Source organism: Pseudomonas sp. PKS (assembly GCF_051913525.1).
GTDB lineage: Bacteria > Pseudomonadota > Gammaproteobacteria > Pseudomonadales > Pseudomonadaceae > Aquipseudomonas > Aquipseudomonas guariconensis_D.
In genome coordinates this window covers 32254-54397 of record NZ_JBEGDO010000015.1, presented here as the reverse complement: position 1 = coordinate 54397, position 22144 = coordinate 32254, and the positions used below count along the sequence as shown (strand labels likewise).

Below are 22144 nucleotides of genomic sequence, written 5' to 3'. Positions count from 1 at the left end.
ACCCCGGGAAATGTGGCAAACTTGTGGGAATTTGGGCCGCTGTGCGACCCATCGCGGGACGCGCCCGCACCCGCAGGTTTTGTGGGTGCAGGTTCGCTCCGTGACCGAGGGGCAAACCCTCGCCTACAAATTGGCACTAAAGTGCCATTATGTTGCCCTTTTCCGGCCGGCGCCGTGTGGTGGTGGCCTTTGACCAGAGGAACGACCGTGCATAACGTCGTGATCAGCGGCACCGGCCTGTACACCCCGGCCCAGAGCATTTCCAACGAAGAACTGGTGGCGTCCTTCAATACGTGGGCCCAGCAGTTCAATCAAGACAACGCAGTCGCCATCGAGCGCGGCGAGGTCGAAGCGGCACCGCTGTCCGATGCGGCCTTCATCGAGAAGGCTTCTGGCATCAAGAGCCGTTTCGTCATGGACAAGGCCGGTATCCTCGATCCGCAGCGCATGAAGCCGCGCCTGCCGGAGCGCTCCAACGACGAGCCGTCGATCCTCTGCGAGATGGCCGTGGCGGCTGCTCGCCAGGCTCTGGAGCGCGCCGGCCGTACGGCGGCCGATGTCGATGGGGTAATCGTCGCCTGCTCCAACCTCCAGCGCCCGTACCCGGCCATTTCCATCGAGGTGCAGCAGGCCCTGGGCATCCAGGGCTTTGCCTTCGACATGAACGTGGCCTGCTCCTCGGCCACCTTCGGCATCCAGACCGCCGCCAACAGCGTGCAATTGGGCCAGGCGCGGGCGGTGCTGATGGTCAACCCGGAGATCTGCACCGGCCACCTGAATTTCCGCGACCGCGACAGCCACTTCATCTTCGGCGACGCAGCGACTGCGGTGCTGATCGAGCGTGCCGACCAAGCCACCTCCAAGCATCAATTCGACATTGTCAGCACCAAGCTGCTGACCCAGTTCTCCAACAACATCCGTAACAACTTCGGCTTCCTCAACCGCGCGGCGGAGGAGGGCATCGGGGCGCCGGACAAACTGTTCGTCCAGGAAGGCCGCAAGGTGTTCCGCGAAGTGTGCCCGATGGTCGCCGAACTGATCGGCCAGCACTTGGGCGAAAACGGTTTGCAGCCCACCGATGTCAAGCGCTTCTGGCTGCACCAGGCGAACCTGAGCATGAACCACCTGATCGTCAAGAAGCTGGTTGGCCGCGATGTGGCCGAGGAAGATGCGCCGGTGATCCTGGATCGCTATGCCAATACCAGCTCGGCAGGTTCGGTGATTGCCTTCCACCTGTACCAGGATGATCTGCCCAAGGGGGCGCTGGGTGTGCTGAGTTCGTTTGGCGCAGGCTATTCGATCGGTAGTGTGATCCTGCGCAAGCGCTGATCCCTGCGTAGGTCTTTTCGCGGGTAAACCCGCTCCCACCCGCACAGCGCCGCCTTTGACGGGCAGTGTCGTATCGGTGGGAGCGGGTTTATCCGTGAATGGCCTATAAAAAAAGCGGAAAGCGCCGGATGGGGTCGGCACTTTCCGCCTGAACAACGCAAGGGAACTTGCGGTTAGAACTTGGCTTCCAGGTCGACCTGCAGGGTGTCGACGTCGGCATTGCTGTTCGGCAACTGGGACAGGTCGGTCTTGGCCATCAAGTAGGCCGCGCCCAAGGAGAAGTTCTTGTCGATTTCGTAACCGACCTTGAACTTGTGGCCACGGGAACCGGTGTAGCCGGCACCGAAGTCGGAGTCGGTGAAGGCGCTGACCACCGCGTTACGCTGCACGTCGCGGTAGTTGTAATCCAGGCTCCAGGCGCCGAGCTTGGTCTTCAGGCCGGCCAGCCAGGCCTTGTCTTCGCCGTCGGTGCTTTCGGTGTTCTTCACGTACTGGCCATAGGCGGACAGCGGGATTGCGAAACCGGTGAAGTCGACCTGACCGAAGCCTTCCACCAGGTTGAACTCGTTGGTGGTGTTGCCGAAGGCCTGCAGTGGGGCTGCGTCCTTGTCATTGTCATAGCCGTAGATGCTGGTGCCCACGGTGACCTTGACGGTGTCGGCGGCATTGAAGCGGGCGCCCAACTGGCCGTGGTACAGCTGCGCGTCGTGCTTGAACTGCACGCCGTCGCCGTCAACGTTGTCCTTGAGGGTGTAGTGACCAGCGCTGCCGAACAGCTCGGCGGCTCCCAGGTTGGTTTTGTAGGTAGCGGCCACGCCTTCAGGGTTGATGTCGCTGTCCCAGATGATGTCGCCCATGCTCACCCACGGCTGCATCATCTTGCCGCCGATCAGGTGCAGGTTCGGCACGGCAGTGGGGTGCCAGTCGAGGTAGGCCAGGTCGACCCACAGCGATTTCTTCTCGAAGTATTTGTCCAGGCTCTGGTTGGTGGAGCGGGCATCGGCGCTGCTGCCGGTGGCCACGCGCACGCCAGCATCGACTTGCGGGTTGATCTCGCTGTAGAAGCCCACACGGGCACGGACGCGCTCGCGGTCCTGGTTGGGGCTGTTGAGGTTGGGGTTGTCGACGTTGACGTCTTCGTAGCGCAGGCGCACGTCGCCTTTGATCTGGGTCTTGGCGGCCCAGGCCACTTTCTGTTCGAAGGAGCTCAGGCGCTCGGACTGGGCTTTCTGCTCTGCCTTTTCCTTGGTTTCCTTGGCCAGATCGGCCTGCAGTTCGTTGTACTGCGCCTGGTTGATCGAGCCGTTGGCGCGGAGCATTTCGAGCAGCTTGGCGTCGACTGCAGCACTGGCCGGAGCACTCAGTGCCAGCATCATGCCGGTGAGGCTGACTCCGGTAAGTGTAGAAACAAGACGCATAAGGTTCTCCCTGTTGGAAAAAAGTGGGGAGGCTTTGGCGCCCACCCCCAAGTTGGCATGTCTTCGGAAAGGGCCTGAATAGACAGGCTGCTGGGGTTCCGAAAAACAGGCGCAAGTATTGCGAGGGGGAATGACAGAATAATGTCTATTTGGTGGCACTGCGGTTAAGTGCGTGGGATCCAAGTGCCCCTGCATTTGAGTGCGGGGGCCCACATCCGGGATACTGGCCATCTCTTTGCAGCGAGTCGAAATCGTGACCAGCCTGTACAGCCTTGCTCATTTGCACGACCTGCCGGCGGCAACCTGGGACGCCTTGGTCCCCGAGGGCCAGCCGTTCCTGCGCCATGCCTTTCTCAGCGCTCTGGAAGACAGCGACAGCGTTGCTCCTGCCACGGGCTGGGCCGCCGAGCACTTGGTGCTGGAGCGTGAAGGACAGGTGCGCGCGGTATTGCCGGCGTATCGCAAATGGCATTCGTTCGGGGAATACGTGTTCGACCAGGGATGGGCCGATGCCTGCGAGCGTGCACGCATTCCCTACTATCCCAAGCTGCTCGGCGCGGTGCCCTTCAGCCCCGTGAGCGGCCCACGCCTGCTGGCGGCAGACTGCGCCGATGGCCTGTTGTTGCTTCAGGCCATCCCTGAGTATCTGGTCAAGGGAGAGCTCTCAGGCGCTCATATCAACTTCACCGACCGTGCCCTGGATGAGCAGATCGCCGAGGTGCCGGGCTGGATGGAGCGCCTGGGCTGCCAGTTTCATTGGCACAATCGTGGCTATCGGGACTTCCAGGATTTCCTCGACACCCTCAGCTCACGCAAGCGCAAGCAGATGCGCAAGGAGCGTGAGCAAGTGGCGGGGCAGGGGATCGACTTCCACTGGTACCGTGGCGATGAGCTGAGCCAGGTGCAATGGGACTTCGTCTACTTGTGCTATGCCAACACCTACGCGGTGCGCCGTCGTACGCCCTATCTGACCCGCCACTTCTTCAGCCTGCTGGCAGAGCGCATGCCCGAGGCCGTGCGCGTGGTCATCGCGCGCCAGCAAGGGCGGGATGTGGCCATGGCCTTGAGCCTGGTCGGTGGCGACAGCCTCTTCGGCCGGTATTGGGGCTGCCTGGCTGAGTTCGACCGCCTGCATTTCGAGACCTGTTTCTACCAGGGCATGGACTTCGCCATCAGCGAAGGGATGCAGCGGTTCGATGCCGGGGCCCAGGGGGAGCACAAGCTGATTCGCGGGTTTGAGCCGGTGCTGACGCGTTCCTGGCATTACCTGTTGCATCCGGGGTTGCGTCGGGCGGTCGAGGATTTTCTCGAGCAGGAGCGGGCAGGGGTGAAGGCCTATGCCGAAGAGGCGTGGGGGATGTTGCCTTATCGCAAGGATTGAGCGCCGCCGCCTGGCCCTTTGTTCGCGGGTAAACCCGCGAACGGGCGCAGTTGCGGCGATCAATCCACCCCGACGAACCCTCCGGTCTGGTGGTGCCATAGCCGCGCATACAGCCCATGCTGGGCCAGCAGCTCGGCATGGGTGCCGCTTTCGACGATGTGCCCTTTGTCCAGTACCACTAACCGGTCCATGCGTGCGATGGTGGACAGGCGGTGGGCGATGGCGATCACCGTCTTGCCCTGCATCAGGGTTTCCAGGCTCTCCTGGATCGCCGCCTCGACCTCCGAGTCCAGCGCCGAGGTGGCCTCGTCCATGATCAGGATGGGCGCATTCTTGAGCAGTACCCGGGCAATGGCGATCCGTTGCCGCTGCCCGCCCGAAAGCTTGACCCCACGCTCGCCGACATGGGCATCGAAGCCGGTGCGCCCCTGGGCATCTGAGAGTTGTGGGATGAACTCATCGGCCCGGGCCCGACGCACGGCCTCCCAGACCTGCGCTTCGCTGGCGTCCGGACGGCCATACAGCAGGTTGTCGCGGATCGAGCGATGCAGCAGCGAGGTGTCCTGGGTGATCATGCCGATCTGGGCGCGCAGGCTGGCCTGGTTGACCTCGGCGATGTTCTGGTCATCGATGGTGATTCGCCCGCCCTGCACGTCGTACAGGCGCAGCAGCAGGTTGACCAGGGTCGACTTGCCCGCCCCGGACGGGCCGATCAGGCCGATCTTCTCGCCGGGGCGAATGTCCAGGTTCAGCCCGTCGATGACTTTGCTGCCCTTGCCATAGTGGAAGCTCACGTCATCGAAATGCACGGCGCCACGGCTGACCTTCAGTGCAGGGGCATTGGGCTTGTCGGTGACGCTGACCGGCTGGGCGATGGTCTGCAGGCCGTCCTGGACCATGCCGATGTTCTCGAAGATGCCGTTGACCACCCACATGATCCAGCCGGACATGTTGATGATGCGGATCACCAGGCCCGTGGCCAGGGCAATGGCACCGACGGTGATCAACGACTGGCTCCACAACCACAGGGCAAGGCCTGTAGTGCCCACCACCAGAAGCCCGTTCAGGCCGGTGATGACGACGTCCATGCTGGTGACGACCCGTGCGGCCAGCTGGGTTTTCTCGGTCTGTTCGCTGATCGCCTCGCGGGCATACTGTTGCTCGTAGTCGGTATGGGCGAACAGTTTGAGGGTGGCGATGTTGGTGTAGCCGTCGACGATCCGCCCCATCAGCTTGGAGCGGGCGTCGGAGGAAATCACCGAGCGCTCCTTGACCCGCGGAACGAAGTAATAGAGCGCGCCGATGTAGCAGACGATCCAGGTCAGCAGCGGCAGCATCAGGCGCCAGTCGGCCTCGGCGAACAGCACCAGCGAGCTGATTGCATAGATCAGCACGTGCCACAGGGCATCGACGGCCTGGACGGCAGAGTCGCGCAGGGAGTTGCCGGTCTGCATGATGCGCTGGGCGATACGCCCGGCGAAGTCGCTCTGGAAGAAATTCAGGCTCTGCTTGAGCACATAGGTGTGGTTCTGCCAGCGGATCAAGCTGGTCATGCCCGGGCTGATGGTCTGGTGCACCAGCAGGTCGTGTAGGCCGAAGAACACCGGCCGCAACACCAGGACCACCACCAGCATCCAGACCAGCTCGCCGCTGTGCAGGCTGAAGAATTCACTGCCCGGGGTAGCCTGGGCCAGGTCGATGATCCGGCTCAGGTAGCTGAACATGGCCACTTCGATCAGCGCGGCCACCAGGCCTACGATCAGCAGGGCGACGAAGCTGGGCCAGACCTGGCGCAGGTAATAGAGATAGAACGGCCAGACCTGGCTTGGCGGTGCTTCGCTCGGCGCCTCGCGAAAGATGTCGATCAGTTGCTCGAAACGGCGGTACAGCATGATGGGCACACTCCTGTTCCATCCGACCCTGAGGCGGTTTCACGTCCTTGTGAGACCTTCGGTCAGTCGATGCGTTTGGCGGACTTGATGTACACAGGGTCCGCCGGCACGTCACGCATGCCTTGTTTGATGGTGGTGGGCGAATTGACGATCTGGTCGACCACTTCCATGCCTTTGGTCACCTTGCCGAACACGGCGTAGCCACGGTCACGGCCTGGATTGAGGAAGTCGTTGTCGGCCACGTTGATGAAGAACTGGCTGGTGGCCGAGTTCGGGTCCGAGGTGCGGGCCATGGCGAGGGTACCGCGGGTGTTGGCCAGGCCATTGCTGGCTTCGTTGCGGATCGGGTCGCGGGTCGGCTTTTGCACCATCCGGTCGGTGAAGCCGCCGCCCTGGGCCATGAAGCCCGGGATCACGCGGTGGAAGATGGTGTTGTTGTAGAAGCCGCTGTCGACGTACTCGAGGAAGTTCTTCGTGCTGATCGGCGCCTTCTCGGCATTGAGCTCGATTTCGACCTGGCCGAAGCTGGTGTCCAGCAGGACGTGAGGGGTCTTGTCGGAGGCCATGACGCTGGTGGCGAAGGCGACCGAACAGGCGGTGAGCAGAAGTTTTTTCAGCATGGGCTCAAAGATCCTTGAGGGGTGGAGGCGGCTGCGAGGAAACGCAGCAGGGTCTGGTTGAAGACCTCGGGTTGGTCCAGGGGCGTAGCGTGCCGCGAATCCTCGATGACCGCCAGTGTTGCCTGGGGCATCAGGGCGACATAGCGCTCCTTCAGTTGTATCGGGGTGTAATCATGGTCGGCGGCGATCACCAGGGTGGGACAGTGGATCTGCCCGATGCGTTCCTGCACCCCCCAGTCGACGATGGCATCGAAACTCTTGAGGTAGGCGCGCTTGTCGTTGCGTGCCCAGCGCTGGGCCATCTTGTGGCGCAGCTCGGTTTGTTCAGGCTTGGGAAACAGGCGTTCGGCCAGGCCCTTGCCGACGGTTTCGACGCTCAGGATGCGGGCCAGGCTCCAGCGCTTGATCCACCAGATCCAGTGGGCGACGGAGTTGCGCCTGACCTCAGGTGCGCTGTTGACGATGCACAGGCTGCGTAGCCAGGCGGGGTGGTCGACGGCGAACTGGAAACCCACCATGCCCCCCATCGATAGGCCGACGAAGTGCACGGGGCCGGTGTGCAGGTGCTCCAGCAGCGCCAGCAGGTCAGCGCTGAAGGTAGAGATCTGGTAGCCGTCACGGGGTTTGTCGGAGCGCCCGTGGCCGCGGATGTCCATGAGTATCACCCGGTAGTTTCGGCTGAGTGCCGGGACCTGCAGCTCCCAGTCCTGGCAGCTTGAACCCAGTCCGTGCAACAGCACCAGTGGTTCGCCCTGGCCGTATTCCTCGTAATGCAGCGTGCATCCTTCGTGTTCGAAATAGGCCATGGGCGCGGTCCTCTCAGGCTTGCGGGGGGGCTGCGAAGGGCACGTCCAGTGGCGCTGTGTCGAAGTTGCGCAGCAGCTCGATGAGGATCTGCGTGGCCGGACCCAAGGTCTTGTCCTTGTTCGAATAAAGGTAGAACAGTGGATGACGGCTGCCACCCTGATCCAGCGGCAAAGGCTTGAGCACGCCCTCTTGCAGCTCGCGTTCGATCATGTGCCGTGGTAGCCAGGCAAATCCCAGGCCACTGCTGACGAAGGTGGCGGCGGTGCCCAGGCTGCCGACGGTCCAGCGTTGCTCGGCGCCGAGCCAGCCGACATCCCGGGGCTGGGCGCGACCGGAGTCGCGGATAACCACTTGCAGTTGGCTTTCCAGGTCCTGGAAGGTGATTTCCCGCCCCAGGCGATGCAGGCTGTGATCGGGGTGGGCAACGGCGATGAATTCCACCGAACTGAGCTCGGCGCCCAGGTAGCCGCCAATGCTGTAGCTGCTGATGGCCAGGTCCGCGATTCCCTCGTGCAGGACTTCCTCGACGCCCGACAGCACCTCCTCGCGCAGGCGCACGCGGCAACCCCGGCTCTGCGGCATGAAGGCGCTCAGGGCGCGGACCAGGCGGGCGCTGGGGTAGGCGGCGTCGACCACCACGCGCACCTCGGCTTCCCAGCCTTGCTCCATGTGGTGGGCGAGGTCCTCGAGCTGGCTGGCCTGCTTGACCAGGTGGCGCGAGCGGCGCAGCAGCACGTTGCCGGCTTCGGTCAGTACCGCCTTGCGGCCATCGATGCGCAGCAGTGGTACGCCCAGTTGCTCCTGCATGCGCGCGACCGTGTAGCTCACCGACGATTGCGAGCGGTGCAGGGCCTCGGCGGCCTGGGCGAATCCGCCATGGTCGACCACTGCCTGGAGAGTTCGCCACTGATCCAGGGTTACGCGTGGCGCTTTCATCTTCGGCTCCTGTTGTCCTAAGCTGCGCTCTGTCAAGGAGAGCGCCCTATGAAGAAATGTTGTGCGGCATTGCTGATGTGCCTGCCCCTCGGGGCGATGGCCTATTACCCCATCGACGTCGAGAAGGACGTGGACGGGGTCAAGCTCGACTACACCACCTACGACACCGCGCGCAGTATCGGCTCGATCACCCTGAACAACTATGGGCAGGTCCCGGCGGCGTGCAAGGTGACCTTCCGCAATGGACCCGAAGCGCCGCGGGTGCGACGGGTGAACGTGCCGGCGGGCAAGAGCCGCGATGTCACGGCCACCTTTAACCGGGAGATCATCAAGCTGCGCATTGCATTGAGCTGCAAAGCTGAATGAACTGATTAATCGATATATTGAACCCACTTTTTACGCTTTTTTATCGATAGGTCAAGTCTTAATCTCACCTCCATCGAATCGCATCCCCTTGTTTGCCGATGGAGGCTCCCATGTCCCGCGTACTGATCATCGAAAGCAGCGCCCGCCAGCAGGATTCCGTTTCCCGTCAATTGACCCGCGACTTCATCCAGCAGTGGCAGGCCGCTCATCCGAGCGACGTGATCAGCGTGCGTGACCTGGCCGTCAGCCCGGTGCCGCACCTGGACGCCGACTTGCTCGGTGGCTGGATGAAGCCGCAGGAGCAGCGCTCGCCAGCCGAATTGGAGGCCCTGGCCCGTTCCAACGAGCTGACTGACGAACTGCTGGCCGCTGACGTGCTGGTCATGGCAGCGCCCATGTACAACTTCACTATCCCCAGCACGCTGAAGGCTTGGCTGGACCATGTACTGCGTGCCGGCATCACCTTCAAGTACACCCCGACCGGCCCGCAGGGCCTGCTGACCGGCAAGCGCGCCATTGTCCTGACTGCCCGTGGCGGCATTCATGCCGGTGCCAGCACCGACCACCAGGAACCGTACCTGCGCCAGGTCATGGCCTTCATCGGCATTCACGACGTGGACTTCATTCACGCCGAAGGCCTGAACATGAGCAGCGACTTCCACGAAAAGGGCCTGAACCAGGCCAAGGCCAAACTGGCGGCGGTGGCCTGACCCGCAACGCATTCCCAACCCCCTGACACCTGTCGCTCCTTTGGGTGTATCCGCCCGGCCATGTGATGGCCGGGCTTTTTTTTGCCGCGTCATCCGAGGCCACTGCCTTGTGTTCCTAGCGCTAGCCGAAGCCCTGATGGTTGAACGACGGCAGGCCAACCGGCTAAGGTCGCCGCCTTGATTCACGAGAGGCAATCATGGGCTATCTGATAATCGTCGCGCTGATCCAGGCGTTCTCCTTCAACCTGATCGGGGTCTACCTGGCCGGCAACGTGGACAGCTACTTCGCGGTGCTAGCGCGGGTGGTGCTGGCGCTGCTGGTGTTCCTGCCACTGACTCGCTGGCGCCAGGTGGAGCCGCGCTTCATGCGTGCGATGCTGTTGATCGGGGCGCTGCAGTACGGCATCACCTATGTCTGCCTGTACCTGAGCTTCCGCGTGCTGACGGTGCCGGAAGTGCTGTTGTTCACCATCCTCACGCCGCTGCATGTGACCTTGATCGAAGATGCGCTCAACCGCCGCTTCAACGCTTGGGCCTTGCTGGCTGCGCTGGTGGCGGTGGCCGGTGCCGCGGTGATCCGCTTCGACAGCATCAGTGGCGAGTTCTTCATGGGCTTTTTGTTGCTGCAGTTGGCCAACTTCACCTATGCCGCTGGCCAGGTGCTCTATCGCCACCTGGTCGCCCGGCATCCCAGCGATCTGCCGCACTACCGGCGCTTTGGCTACTTCTACCTCGGGGCGTTGATCGTCGTGCTGCCGGCCTTCGTGTTGTTCGGCAACGCCCAGCACCTGCCGCGCACCGATGTGCAATGGCTGGTGTTGTTGTTCCTCGGTTTGTTCCCGACCGCCTTGGGGCTGTACTGGTGGAACAAGGGGGCGTGCCTGGTCAGTGGCGGCACACTGGCGGTGATGAACAATCTGCATGTGCCCGTGGGCTTGCTGCTCAACTTGCTGATCTGGAATCAGGACGAGCCGCTGGGGCGGCTGTTCATTGGCGGGGCGGTGATTCTGGCGTCGGTCTGGATGAGCCGGCTGGGTCTGCAGCGCCCGGCAACAGCATCTGGCTGACAGTGTCCGGGCTCGTTGGGGCCGCAGCGCGGCCCCGTTCTGCAGGCTTCAAGCCTCGGTGAGCTCACTCATCCGCTGTACGGAATGGGGCCTGCCAGCAAGGCCCACTCGCATGTCGTTGCCGCTTGGCTGCTGGTACAGACTCAGGCCGAACTCCGGCAACACGGCCAGCAGGTAGTCGAAGATATCGCCCTGGATCCGCTCGTACTCGCCCCAGGCAGTGGTGCGCGTAAAGCAGTAGATCTCCAGCGGCACGCCCTCGGCGGTGGCCTGCATCTGGCGGACCATGCAGGTCATGCCTTGCTGCACGTCGGGGTGATTCTGCAGATAGGCCAGGGCGAAGGCGCGGAAGGTGCCGATATTGGTCAGCTGGCGACGGTTGGCCGACAGTGCGGCCACCGGCCCGAGGGACTCGTTCCAGGTGCTCAACTCTTTGCGCTTGTGCGCCAGGTAGTCACCCAGCAGGCGGACCTGGCCCAGGCGCTGCTCCTCCTCCGGGGTGAGGAAGCGTACGCCCGCAGCGTCTATGAACAGGCTGCGCTTGATGCGGCGCCCACCCGATTGCTGCATGCCGCGCCAGTTGCGGAAGGACTCGCTCATCAATCGCCAGGTGGGGATGGAGACGATGGTCTTGTCGAAGTTCTGCACCTTGACCGTGTGCAGGGTGATGTCCACCACGTCACCATCGGCGCCCACCTGAGGCATCTCGATCCAGTCTCCGACGTGGAGCATATCGTTGCTCGTCAGCTGCACGCTGGCGACGAACGACAGCAGCGTGTCCTTGTACACCAACAGCAGCACCGCCGACATGGCACCAAGGCCGGACAGCAGCAACAGCGGCGAACGGTCGATGAGGGTGGCGACGATGACGATGGAGGCGAAGATCCACAGCATCATCTTGGCCAGTTGCACGTAGCCCTTGATGGAACGGGTGCGGGCGTGCTCGGTTCGGGCGTAGATGTCCAGCAGGGCATCGAGCAGGCAGGAGACGGCCATGGTCATGAACAGCAGGGTGAAGGCCAGGGCGACGTTGCCGAGGAAATGCTGGGCGGTGTCGCCCAGCTCCGGCACCAGCTTGAGGCCGAACTGGATCACCAGCGAGGGGGTGGTTTGGGCCAGGCGGTGGAAGACCTTGTTGTGACGAAGGTCATCGAGCCACTTGAGCGGTTGCTGCCGGGCGAGCAGTCGGCTGGCGTGCAGCATCAGAAAGCGCGCGAGGCGGCCGATGATCAGGGAAATCAACAGCAGCACCGTCAGGCCTAGGGCCGCATGCAGCATGGGGTGTTGATCGAGGGTGCCCCAGAGGTCCAGGGCGTCGTTCCAGAGTCGTTGTATATCCATGAGGGTAATAGCAGGGTCTGTGTTGCGAAAACGAGGCCCATTAGAGCGCGGATCGACAACAAGTTGCCAAAAGAAATTCGGCGCCAGCGATGGAAAACGTTACCCTATGCAACTGAATTTCCAGCGACTGCCCGAGGTACATCCGTGTTTTCCCAATTCGCCCTGCACGAACGCCTGCTCAAAGCTGTGGCCGAGCTGAACTTTGTCGAGCCGACTCCGGTGCAGGCAGCGGCCATTCCCTTGGCCCTGCAAGGGCGTGACCTGCGGGTGACCGCGCAGACCGGCAGCGGCAAGACCGCCGCCTTCGTGCTGCCATTGCTCAATCGCTTGGTCGATCTGCGCGAGCGCCGCGTCGAGATCCGCGCGCTGATTCTGCTGCCGACCCGTGAGCTGGCCCAGCAGACCCTCAAGGAAGTGCAGCGGTTCTCCCAGTTCACCTACGTCAAGTCGGGCCTGGTCACCGGTGGCGAGGACTTCAAGGAGCAGGCCGCGCTGTTGCGCAAGGTCCCAGACGTACTGATCGGTACCCCGGGGCGTCTACTGGAACACCTCAACGCCGGCAACCTGGACCTGTCCCATGTCCAGGTGCTGGTGCTGGACGAGGCCGACCGCATGCTCGACATGGGCTTTGCCGAGGACATGGAGCGCCTGTGCAAAGAATGCGAAAACCGTGAGCAGACCCTGCTGTTCTCCGCCACTACCGGTGGCGCAGCCTTGCGCGACATCATCGGCAAGGTGCTCAAGGATCCGGAGCACCTGATGCTCAACAGCGTCTCGCAGCTCTCCGAGGGCACCCGCCAGCAGATCATCACCGCCGATCACGACCAGCACAAAGAGCAGATCGTCCAGTGGCTGCTGGCCAACGAGACCTACCAGAAGGCGATCATCTTCACCAACACCCGCGCCCTGGCCGACCGGATCTACGGTCACCTGGTGGCCAAGGACGTGAAGGCCTTCGTGTTGCACGGCGAGAAGGACCAGAAGGACCGCAAGCTGGCGATCGACCGCTTCAAGCAAGGCGGTTCCAAGGTCCTGGTGGCGACCGACGTGGCCGCGCGCGGCCTGGACATCGATGGTCTGGACCTGGTGATCAACTTCGACATGCCGCGCAGTGGCGACGAGTATGTACACCGCATCGGTCGTACTGGGCGCGCAGGTGCCGAGGGCCTGGCGATCTCGCTGATCTGCCACAACGACTGGAACCTGATGTCGAGCATCGAGCGCTACCTCAAGCAGCAGTTCGAGCGCCGGGTCATCAAGGAAGTCAAAGGCACCTACAGCGGGCCGAAGAAGGTCAAGGCCTCGGGCAAGGCTGCCGGTACCAAGAAGAAAAAGATCGAGAAGAAGGCGGGCGATAAGAAAGGCGCAACCGCCAAGCGCAAGCCGACCGCCAAGCCCAAGACCAAGGCGCCTTTGGCCAGCGCCGATGGCATGGCCCCGCTCAAGAAGCGCGCACCGAAGGCAGAGTAAGCTCATCGGGGCCGCTGCGCGGCCCTTCGCCGGTAAACCCGCTCCCAACGGTTGAGCTGATTCTCAGCTGCGGGAGCGGGTTTACCGCGAAAGGGCCTGGAGCACGCCACAGCGGCTAGTCTGCCTTTTTCTCTGCAGCTTTGAGCTCCTGGATTCGCTTGTCGATCAGCTGGCACTTGTCCGGCAGGTCCTTGCTGGCCGTGCCCAGATCCATCCCCTGCAACTCCTCGTTGATTTCCTTGGCCTTCTGCGGATTCTGCTCCGTCAACTGGGTGACCAGCCCGGCCAACTCCTCGCGTTTCTGAGTCGCTTCTTCCGGTGTGCAGGCCCAGCCGGGCAGGGCGTAGAGCAGTGCACTCGCGCACATGATGGGCAGTAAGCGTTTCATCCTTTTTCTCCGGAGTGGGGTGTACGCGGTTGAAAGACGGGAACTCTGGAAGTTCAGCGAAATGGGATGGGTGGCATTGCCTCTGGACAGTGCGCTGTATGTCCCACTGGCGTTAGCCATCAGAATTAGCCGGAACACCCACCAACCCTTACCGGTCCCATGCTGTGTACCCCACACGTTCACCGCGGGAGGCCACCACATGAGCACCTACGACTGGGACCTGATCGAACGTTTGTTGCATGAAGTGCAGAACAGCGCGGGCCACAGCTTCACGCCACGTCCCTATGCCGAGCAGCATGCGGCTGCCCTGGCCGCCGCCGGTCAGCCGGTGGGCGATCTGGATCATCTCAAGACGCGGGCCTGCGAGTACGAGAAGATCCTCTTCGAGCGCGGTTACATCGAAAGCCGTCCGGAGGAGAATGGCGGTAACGGCGAGAATTTCGTCCTCACCGAGCGGGGTTCGCGCCTGCTCAGCCTGATCGACAGCAGCATTCCGGGGTTCGAGCATCCGCGCCAGGTGCTGGACGAACAGGACGACGCTCTGGACGAGGCGACCTTCGAGCAGGTGGCCACCCAGGCACAAATCGCTTGAGGTCGTTTTGAGACTGGCATGGGCACCCCGGCAAACCCGATAATCGGTACTCAGTTGCCAGAGACAGGACCTCGCCCATGCCATCGATAGACCACGGGGGCCGCCCATGAGCACGGCCCGCAAGAACCCGGATGCTTTTGCGTTGCAGGTGATGTTGGGCCTGTGCCTGATCTGGGGCAGCCAGCAGGTGATGATCAAATGGGCCGCCAGCGATATAGCGCCGGTGATGCAGGCGGCGCTGCGTTCCGGTATCGCCGCGGTGCTGGTGGGGCTGCTGGTCTGCTGGCGGGGCGGCTGGTCCATGGTGGGCAGCACCTGGCGGGCGGGCTTGTTGGCCGGCGCCTTGTTTGGCCTGGAGTTCCTGTTCATCGCCGAGGGGCTGAAGCTGACATCGGCGGCGCACATGTCGGTGTTTCTCTACACCGCCCCAGTGTTCACGGCCCTGGGGTTGCATTTCACGTTGCCAAGCGAGCGCCTGCGGCTGCTGCAGTGGCTGGGCATCCTGTTGGCTTTCGCCGGGATCGCCACGGCGTTTGCCGGCGGAATGTCGCTGAGCCAACTGGATGGGCGCATGTTGCTCGGTGACGCCTTGGGCGTGCTGGCGGGCCTGGCCTGGGGCGCGACCACCGTGGTGGTGCGTGGATCGCGACTGTCGGAAGCCCCGGCCGACCTGACTCTGTTCTATCAGTTGCTGGTGGGCTTTGTCGGGTTGCTGCTGATTGCTCTGGTCAGTGGCCAGATCGGCAGGGTTGCGTTCACGCCGGTAGCCGTTGGCAGCGTGCTGTTCCAGGCGGTGGTGGTGTCCTTCATCAGTTACCTGACCTGGTTCTGGTTGCTGCGCAAGTACCTGGCGTCCAATCTGGCGGTGTTTTCCTTCATTACGCCGCTGTTCGGCGTGACCTTTGGCGTGCTGTTGCTGGGTGAGCCCTTGAGCCTGAACTTCGTGTTGGGCGCATTGATGGTCTTGGGCGGAGTCATCCTGGTCAGCGCCGAACCCTGGGTGCGTCAGCAGTTGCGCAGACTCGTGGGCTGATCGCGCGAATTCGATCGGACCTCAAGAACTGGCGCAGGCCCTGGCCGTGCTGACCTGCGGGGCGCTGATGCCGGTCAGCGCCAACACACCGGCCAGCCCCAGCCCGCCTGCGGCGAGTATCAAGGCAGGCTGCAACCCGCCCCAGTAGTGAGTGCTCACTGCTGCCAGCAGCGGGCCGCTGAGCTGCCCCAACGCGAAACAGGCGGTCAACAGGCCGGCATTACGTTGGGTCGCATGGGGCGCCACCTCCCGCGAGCGTTGCATCACCAACTGCATACACGCCAGGAAGGGTGCGCCACACAGCAGCACGCCCAAGGCCAGGCCAAGACCATCGCCCAGCAAGCATGCCAGTACACCCAGGCCCTGCAACCACAAGGTCGCGCTCAGCCAGGCGGATGTCCGGGCGGGGCGCCTCAGACTGACCAGCACCACGCCCAACGCTGCCGCCAGGCCGAACGCCGGCCAGAACAGATCGGCCGTCCAGTGCCCCTGAAATTGATGGCTGGCCATCTGTGACAGAAAGGTCGCTGGCAGGATGTAGCCGATGCCATACAGGGCGTAGATCACGCCCAGCCGCCCAATCCCATTGGTGCGCACAGTAGCGCTGTCGGTCGTGCCCGACGGCACGTTCGTGGCTTGCGGCCGCGGCAGCCAGGGCAATACGGCCAACAGCATGACCAGCGCCGCCACCGCATAGATCAGCCACAGGGCCGCCGAACCCAGGCCCAGCAGGTGTGCGCCCAGGGCCAGCAGGCCGGTTACGGCAATACCCACGCCTGGCCCGGCGAATACCAGTGCGCCGAGGCGAGGACGGCCGTAGGTGGTGGCCACTTGCTGACTGAGGCTGGTGATCATCACCAACACCCAGGCGCTGGCCACCCCTGTGCCGAAGCGCAGCAGCATATGGCCCCAGAAGCCATCGGCAGTCCAGGAGGCGAGGGTCAGCAATACGCATAGCCAGAGGCCGGCCTGCAGACGCAGGCGCACTTGGCCCGGCTGACGGGCGAACATGCCGTCGACCGCGCCGAGAAAGTAGCCCAGGTAGTTGGCTGCTGCGACCAGGCCGCCTGCGGTCAGGTCGAGCTGACCTTCGGCAATCAGGCGTGGCAGTTGCGGGGTGAGGGCGAAGCGGCCGATACCCATGGCCATCATCAAGGCCATGGCGCTGGCCAGCAGTTGTACGAACGGGGACATGGCGGCGTCTCCTGCCAGACGAAAGTGATGGGGGCAGGTTAGGGAGGATTTACTTTCAATAAAATTGAATAATGATGATAAAGTTGTTCTGTTTTGGAGAATGTAATGGAGTTCAGCCAACTGCGTATCTTCCAGGCCGTAGCCGAGGAAGGATCGGTCACGCGTGCCGCCGAGCGCTTGCACCGGGTGCCCTCTAACCTGTCGACGCGTCTGCGTCAGTTGGAAGAGCAACTGGGGGTGGAACTGTTCGTGCGTGAGCGCCAGCGTTTGCAGTTGTCTCCGGCAGGCAAGGTCCTGCTGGACTACGCCAATCGTCTGTCGACCCTGCGCGATGAGGCGGTCGCTGCGGTGCGGGGCGGCCAACCGGCTGGCGACTTCGTCCTCGGTACCATGTACAGCACCGCGGCGACGCATTTGCCGCCATTGCTGGCGCGTTATCACCAAACCTACCCGGCGGTGAACCTGCAGGTGCAAGCCGCGCCCAGTGGTGAATTGCTGGAGGGGTTGCTGGCCCACCGGTTGGACGCAGCGCTGGTGGACGGTCCGCTGAGCCTAGCCGGGCTCGATGGCGTGCCGTTGTGCGAGGAGGTGCTGGTGCTGATCACCCGCCCGGAACATCCGCCAGTTCTCAGCGCGCGGGACGTCGCGGGGCGTGCAGTGTTCACTTTCCGGCAGGGCTGCTCCTACCGCATGCGCTTGGAGGCCTGGTATGCCCATGACCACACCCCCATGGGGCGGGTGATGGAGATCGAGTCATACCAGAGCATGCTGGCGTGCGTGATCGCAGGGGCAGGGGTGGCCTTGATGGCCCAGTCCATGCTCGACACCCTGCCTGGGCGCGACCAGGTGCAGGCGCATCGTTTGCAGGCGCCGTTCGATCATGCGGTCACCTGGCTGATGTGGCGCCAGGGTATGCTGGGGGCCAATCTGCAGGCGTGGATCGATGTGCAACAAGGGGAAACAATTGACCGGCGGTCGGCGCATGCCATTTCCCCTTGATCCGCGTCAAACTCGCCTCTATCTGTAGGATCAGAGGCATGCGCGATGTAGGACATCGGGCTATGATCTGTATGAAGCATCGAAGGACTGAATCGCCGTGAGGTTGACCCGTTAAGGGGGCATTTATGAACAATCGAATGTACAACTGGCTCCATGACCTTGCCGTCGCCCTGGGCTTGCTCCCACCTCCGCTGCAACCGGTGCCGATTCCTACCGACGAAGAGCAGCGCAAGCGCCAACCGCGTCGCCGCTGAAACGAAAAGGCCGCCGCATCTGACGATGCCGCGGCCTTTCTTTTTCCTTGCCTGGCGCCTGTCGGGGCGCCAAGCGTTCGTTTTACATCACGCCAGGTTGACGATTGCCACAGGGCGGCGCGACAGCAGGCTGACCACCACGAAGCTCACCAAGCCGATCGCCAGGCTGTAGTAGATCGGCGAGTTGGCATCCAGACCGTCCTTGAACATGAAGAACAGTGCGGTGGCGAAGCCCAGCGCCATGCTGGTGATGGCGCCTGCGGTGGTGGCGCGCTTCCAGAAGATCGCCCCGATCAGCGGAATCAACATGCCGCCGACCAGCAGGTTGTAGGCCAGGGTCAGGGCGCTGATCACATCGTTCACCGCCAGGGCGATGCCCAGTACCACCAGACCGGTGAGGAGGGTGAACAGGCGGTTGACGCCCAGGCTCGATTGCTTGCCGCCACGCAGCTTAGGCAGCAGGTCTTCGGTCAGGGTGGTCGAGGCCGCCAACAGGCCTGCGCTGGCGGTGGACATCATCGCTGCGAGGGCTGCGGCCATCAGCAGGCCACGGACGCCTTCGGGCAGTTGGCCCTTGATCATTTCGGCGAAGGCATTGTTCGGGTTGGCCAGGTCAGGCAGCAGCACGTGGGCAGCCATACCGATCAGGGCGCATGCCAGGCCGTACAGGACGCAGTAGATACCGGCGACGGTACCGGCGCGCTGGCAGACCTTCTCGTCACGGGCGGTGAACACCCGCTGCCAGATATCCTGGCCGATCAGGATGCCGAAGAAGTAGATCAGGAAGTAAGTGATGATGGTGTCCCAGCCGATGGTGGTCCAGCTGAAGCTGGCCGCCGGCAGCTTGGCTACCAGGGTGTCCCAGCCACCGGCCTTGTACAGGCAGATCGGCAGCAGAATGAACATCAGGCCCACGGTCTTGATGATGAACTGGACGATGTCGGTCAACGTCAGCGACCACATGCCGCCGATGGTCGAGTACACCACCACGCCACCGCCGAACAGCAGGGCCATCCAGAACGGTACATCCAGCAGTACTTGCAGCACGGTGCCCATGGCCAGGGTCGAAGTGACCGCGATCATCAGGGCATAGGCGAGCATGATCGCTGCGCTGGCCTGACGGGCCATTGGATTGTAGCGGCGTTCCAGAACCTGGGTGACGGTGAAGATCTTCAGGCGCAGCAGGGGTTTGGCGAGGAACAGGTTCAGGGCGATGATCCCCAGACCCAGTGCCGCGCACAGCCAGAAGCCGGAGATGCCGTGGACGTAGCCCAGGCGCACGGTGCCGACGGTGGAGGCGCCGCCCAGCACGGTGGTGGCCATGGTGCCCATGTACAGGGTAGGGCCAAGGTTGCGCCCTGCCACCAGGTAGTCTTCATGGGTTTTCGCGCGTCGCATGCCATACCAGCCGAGGCCGAGCATGCCTGCGGCATAGATCAGTACAACGAAGATGTCCAAGGCCATTGGGGGTCTCCCGATTATCTTTATTATGGCGAGATCGACCGTCCGGGCTGTTCATGGCGCCCAGCGGTCTTGTCTTGTGTTGACGGGCCTCAATGGCCCTTCCTAATGGCTCCTGCCGCAGGTATTGCGTTCACGTCCCTTGTCGGTGCGGGCTGGTCCTGCGATCACGGTCGCGGGGACTGCATGGCCGGTCATGCCATCGTCATCGCAAGGCAGCCTGCGCCTACAAAGGTGTGTGACTACTCGCTCAGCGGCGTACCACGCCCGGCAGTACGCAGAGCATCTCGAACAGCAGGTTCGCGCCGAGCAGCGAGGTGTTGCCGGTGGTGTCGTAGGGCGGCGAGACTTCGACCAGGTCGCAGCCGATCAGGTCCAGGCCGTGGCAGCCACGGATGATCTCCATCGCCTGGATGGTGGTCAGGCCACCGATTTCCGGGGTGCCGGTGCCAGGAGCCCAGGCTGGGTCGATGCCGTCGATGTCGAACGACAGGTACACCGGACCGCCACCGACCTTTTCACGTACTTCGGCCATCAGCGGCTCCAGCGACTTGTGCCAGCACTCTTCGGCCTGCACGACGCGGAAACCTTGGCGACGGCTCCAGTTGAAGTCATCGGCGGTATAGCCCTGGGCGCGCAGGCCGATCTGCACCACGCGGTCGCAGTCGAGCAGGCCTTCTTCCACGGCGCGGCGGAAGGTGGTGCCGTGGGCGATCTTCTCACCGAACATATGATCGTTGACGTCGGCGTGGGCGTCGATATGCACCAGGCCGATCTTGCCGTGCTTTTTGTGCAGCGCACGCAGGATCGGCAGCGTGATGGTGTGGTCGCCACCGAGGGTCAGGGGGATGATGTTGTGCTTGAGGATCTCGTCGTAGGCTTCTTCGATGATGCGCACGGCGTCGAGCAGGTTGAAGGTGTTGATCGCCACGTCACCGATGTCGGCGACCGACAGCGAATCGAACGGAGCGGCCCCGGTCGCCATGTTGTACGGGCGAATCATCACCGACTCGGCGCGGATCTGACGCGGACCGAAACGAGTGCCCGAGCGCAGCGAAGTGCCGATGTCCAGCGGTACGCCAATGAACGCGGCGTCCAGGCCTTCGGCGCTTTGCAGGTGGGGGAGACGGAGCATGGTGGCGATGCCGCCGAAACGCGGCATTTCGTTGCCGCCCAGTGGTTGGTGGAGAATCTTTTCCACGGTGGGCCTCATCAGTCGGTCGATTGTTCTGTTTGTTCGAACCTGTGCCGCAGCGTGCCAGGCAGGCAAGGAGACGCCGGCGGGCAGGGACATTGGGACCCAGTCTGCGCAAGGTAGTGGGCAGGAGGAATCGCTACAGACAAATACTTACTTCAGGATTTTCTAAACTAACCGTTCGCAGCGGGTTAGACTCTGCTGATTTCCACCCTGCGGAACCGTTGCACCATGGCTTCTTCACTGCCCGACCTGAAACTGCTGCGTATCTTCGTCAGCGTGGTACGCCACCAGGGCTTCGCCAATGCCCAGCGCGAACTGAACCTCTCCACATCGGCCATCAGCACCTACATGAGCCAGTTGGAGAGCGCCCTAGGGATTGTCCTGTGTCACCGTGGCCGGGGCGGTTTCAGCCTGACCAGCAAAGGCGAGTTGTTCCACCAGGAGACCTTGCGCCTGCTGGCTGAACTCGATGGCTTCGAGCAATACGCCGCGGCGCTCAAGGGCGAGCTGCGCGGTACCCTCAATCTCGGAGTGATCGACTCCACCGTGGGTGACCGCGCCCTGCCGCTGGCCGAGGCCATCGGGGCCTATAGCCAGGAGCATCCGGCGGTGCATCTGCACCTGTCGGTCTCCAGCCCCTATGAGTTGCAACTGGGGGTACAGGACAACCGCCTGGACCTGGCCATTGGCGCGTTTTCATCGCGCATGAGTGGCCTGGTGTACCAGCCGCTGTACCGGGAACAGCATTGGCTGTATTGCAGCAGCCGACACTCCTTGTTCGGCGAACGGCGGGTGCCGGAAGAAGTGATCACCCAACAACGCATGGTCGGGCGGGGCTACTGGAGCCAGGCGGAGCTGGCGCGCCATGGTTTCAAGCACAGCGCGGCGACGGTGGAGAGCATGGAGGCCCAGTTGATCCTGATCCTCTCCGGCGCCTACATCGGTTATCTGCCCGAGCACTATGCCCAGGCCTGGGTCGACAAGGGGGACCTGCGCGTCCTGTCGCCGGCCACCTTTGGCTATCAGGCGCCGTTTTCCTTGATCATCCGCCGTGGGCGCAGCCGCGAGCCCTTGATCCAGACCTTCCGCGACCTGCTCAAGTCGCAACTGAATGTCAGTTAAAAAACGTCGCTTTTAGAACATTGCGTCAGGCTGTGTAAATTTCCTGCGAGGCATGCGACTGGAGTGATGGCGTTCTGCTAAATATCTATTTGCTTTGATGAAATTTCCCATCATCTTACAAAGCAAGGACTGCCAGATGCGCATGAATTTGCCCGTCACAGAGCAAGAAAGAACCTTCCCGTCCGACCAGCGGCTCATCTCCACCACCGACCTGAACAGCCGCATCACCTATTGCAATGACGCGTTCGTGACCATCAGCGGTTTTACCTACGACGAACTGGTGGGGCAGCCGCACAATCTGGTGCGACACCCCGACATGCCACCGTCGGTGTTTGGTCACATGTGGGAAACCATCAAGCAGGGCAAACCTTGGATGGGAGTGGTCAAGAACCGCGCCAAGAACGGTGATTTCTATTGGGTCAGCGCCTACGTGACGGCCATCTATGAAAATGGCCGGATCAGCGGCTACGAGTCGGTACGTTCGGTCCCGACCCGTGACCAGATTCGTCGTGCCGAGGCGCTTTATGCGCGTTTGCGGGGTGGACGCTCGGCAGTATCTTGGGCCG

21 protein-coding genes and 1 pseudogene are annotated in these 22144 nt (G+C 62.8%); 12 read left to right on the top strand and 10 right to left on the bottom strand.

Translation table 11 applies throughout. From position 1 onward, the window contains the following. Positions 1-207 precede the first annotated feature (207 nt). Positions 208-1329 carry a beta-ketoacyl-ACP synthase III gene (locus tag ABOA88_RS16155; RefSeq protein ID WP_367851807.1) on the top strand — a complete coding sequence of 374 codons (1122 nt, stop codon included), beginning with the start codon at positions 208-210 and terminating at the stop codon, positions 1327-1329. Positions 1330-1502: 173 nt separating this feature from the next. Here ABOA88_RS16155 and ABOA88_RS16150 read toward each other — a convergent pair whose 3' ends face one another. After that, a complete protein-coding gene (locus tag ABOA88_RS16150; protein ID WP_196168910.1) occupies positions 1503-2747 on the bottom strand; it encodes a putative porin in 1245 nt (414 codons plus the stop codon). Between the two features lie 253 nt (positions 2748-3000). On the opposite strand from ABOA88_RS16150, the gene ABOA88_RS16145 reads away from it, so the two are divergent. After that, entirely contained in the window at positions 3001-4128 is a 1128-nt protein-coding gene (locus ABOA88_RS16145) for a GNAT family N-acetyltransferase (protein ID WP_367851808.1), read from the top strand. Between the two features lie 59 nt (positions 4129-4187). Here ABOA88_RS16145 and ABOA88_RS16140 read toward each other — a convergent pair whose 3' ends face one another. The 4 genes from ABOA88_RS16140 to ABOA88_RS16125 all read right to left on the bottom strand — a co-directional run bounded on the left by ABOA88_RS16140 (position 4188) and on the right by ABOA88_RS16125 (position 8383). Beyond that, positions 4188-6020, bottom strand: coding sequence for an ABC transporter ATP-binding protein (locus tag ABOA88_RS16140; RefSeq protein WP_367851809.1), 1833 nt, complete (start codon positions 6018-6020; stop codon positions 4188-4190). Between the two features lie 62 nt (positions 6021-6082). Beyond that, the gene (locus ABOA88_RS16135) at positions 6083-6640 is read right to left on the bottom strand and encodes a peptidylprolyl isomerase (RefSeq protein ID WP_196164762.1); all 558 of its coding nucleotides are present in this window, start codon (positions 6638-6640) and stop codon (positions 6083-6085) included. After that, a complete protein-coding gene (locus ABOA88_RS16130; protein ID WP_196168913.1) occupies positions 6634-7446 on the bottom strand; it encodes an alpha/beta fold hydrolase in 813 nt (270 codons plus the stop codon). Before ABOA88_RS16130 ends, ABOA88_RS16135 begins: the two co-directional genes overlap by 7 nt. A 13-nt stretch (positions 7447-7459) precedes the next feature. Continuing rightward, complete coding sequence (locus ABOA88_RS16125) at positions 7460-8383, bottom strand: LysR family transcriptional regulator (RefSeq protein ID WP_043209339.1); 924 nt, start codon at positions 8381-8383, stop codon at positions 7460-7462. 48 nt (positions 8384-8431) lie between these two features. Between ABOA88_RS16125 and ABOA88_RS16120 the strand changes: the two genes are divergently transcribed. From ABOA88_RS16120 to ABOA88_RS16110, 3 genes are all read left to right on the top strand, one after another. Next, positions 8432-8749 carry a 3-phosphoglycerate kinase gene (locus tag ABOA88_RS16120; protein WP_196168914.1) on the top strand — a complete coding sequence of 106 codons (318 nt, stop codon included), beginning with the start codon at positions 8432-8434 and terminating at the stop codon, positions 8747-8749. A gap of 110 nt (positions 8750-8859) precedes the next feature. Then, a complete protein-coding gene (locus ABOA88_RS16115) occupies positions 8860-9459 on the top strand; it encodes an FMN-dependent NADH-azoreductase (RefSeq protein WP_196168915.1) in 600 nt (199 codons plus the stop codon). A 197-nt stretch (positions 9460-9656) separates the two neighbouring features. Then, positions 9657-10526: a carboxylate/amino acid/amine transporter gene (locus ABOA88_RS16110; RefSeq protein ID WP_196168916.1), complete on the top strand. Its 870-nt coding sequence runs from the start codon at positions 9657-9659 to the stop codon at positions 10524-10526. Between the two features lie 48 nt (positions 10527-10574). On the opposite strand, the gene ABOA88_RS16105 is transcribed toward ABOA88_RS16110, so the two are convergent. Beyond that, positions 10575-11867: a mechanosensitive ion channel family protein gene (locus tag ABOA88_RS16105; RefSeq protein ID WP_196168917.1), complete on the bottom strand. Its 1293-nt coding sequence runs from the start codon at positions 11865-11867 to the stop codon at positions 10575-10577. Positions 11868-12011: 144 nt separating this feature from the next. Here ABOA88_RS16105 and ABOA88_RS16100 point away from each other — a divergent pair, with 144 nt between their 5' ends. Further along, positions 12012-13337, top strand: a complete 1326-nt coding sequence (locus tag ABOA88_RS16100; RefSeq protein ID WP_367851810.1) for a DEAD/DEAH box helicase — start codon at positions 12012-12014, stop codon at positions 13335-13337. Between the two features lie 115 nt (positions 13338-13452). Here the strand turns inward: ABOA88_RS16100 and ABOA88_RS16095 are convergent, their stop codons facing one another. Further along, entirely contained in the window at positions 13453-13725 is a 273-nt protein-coding gene (locus ABOA88_RS16095; RefSeq protein WP_196168919.1) for a hypothetical protein, read from the bottom strand. 199 nt (positions 13726-13924) lie between these two features. On the opposite strand from ABOA88_RS16095, the gene ABOA88_RS16090 reads away from it, so the two are divergent. Then, entirely contained in the window at positions 13925-14317 is a 393-nt protein-coding gene (locus ABOA88_RS16090) for a transcriptional regulator (RefSeq protein WP_196168920.1), read from the top strand. A gap of 106 nt (positions 14318-14423) precedes the next feature. Further along, positions 14424-15350 (top strand): DMT family transporter, encoded by a 927-nt coding sequence (locus tag ABOA88_RS16085; RefSeq protein ID WP_196168921.1) that lies wholly within the window; start codon positions 14424-14426, stop codon positions 15348-15350. A 21-nt stretch (positions 15351-15371) separates the two neighbouring features. Here the strand turns inward: ABOA88_RS16085 and ABOA88_RS16080 are convergent, their stop codons facing one another. Next, the gene (locus ABOA88_RS16080; protein ID WP_367851811.1) at positions 15372-16544 is read right to left on the bottom strand and encodes a YbfB/YjiJ family MFS transporter; all 1173 of its coding nucleotides are present in this window, start codon (positions 16542-16544) and stop codon (positions 15372-15374) included. Positions 16545-16649: 105 nt separating this feature from the next. Between ABOA88_RS16080 and ptrR the strand changes: the two genes are divergently transcribed. Next, positions 16650-17543, top strand: coding sequence for a putrescine utilization regulator PtrR (gene ptrR, locus ABOA88_RS16075; protein WP_367851812.1), 894 nt, complete (start codon positions 16650-16652; stop codon positions 17541-17543). 125 nt (positions 17544-17668) lie between these two features. Continuing rightward, entirely contained in the window at positions 17669-17797 is a 129-nt protein-coding gene (locus ABOA88_RS16070; protein ID WP_256543834.1) for a PA1414 family protein, read from the top strand. 87 nt (positions 17798-17884) lie between these two features. Here ABOA88_RS16070 and ABOA88_RS16065 read toward each other — a convergent pair whose 3' ends face one another. Together ABOA88_RS16065 and speB are read right to left on the bottom strand one after the other, a co-directional pair. Further along, entirely contained in the window at positions 17885-19261 is a 1377-nt protein-coding gene (locus ABOA88_RS16065; RefSeq protein WP_367851813.1) for a sodium:solute symporter, read from the bottom strand. Between the two features lie 247 nt (positions 19262-19508). Continuing rightward, entirely contained in the window at positions 19509-20459 is a 951-nt protein-coding gene (gene speB / locus ABOA88_RS16060) for an agmatinase (protein WP_367851814.1), read from the bottom strand. Between the two features lie 225 nt (positions 20460-20684). Here speB and ABOA88_RS16055 point away from each other — a divergent pair, with 225 nt between their 5' ends. Further along, positions 20685-21578, top strand: a complete 894-nt coding sequence (locus tag ABOA88_RS16055) for a LysR family transcriptional regulator (RefSeq protein WP_196168923.1) — start codon at positions 20685-20687, stop codon at positions 21576-21578. A gap of 97 nt (positions 21579-21675) precedes the next feature. Next, a pseudogene (locus tag ABOA88_RS16050) lies at positions 21676-21996 on the top strand (PAS domain-containing protein); the annotation flags it as partial. Positions 21997-22144 lie beyond the last annotated feature (148 nt).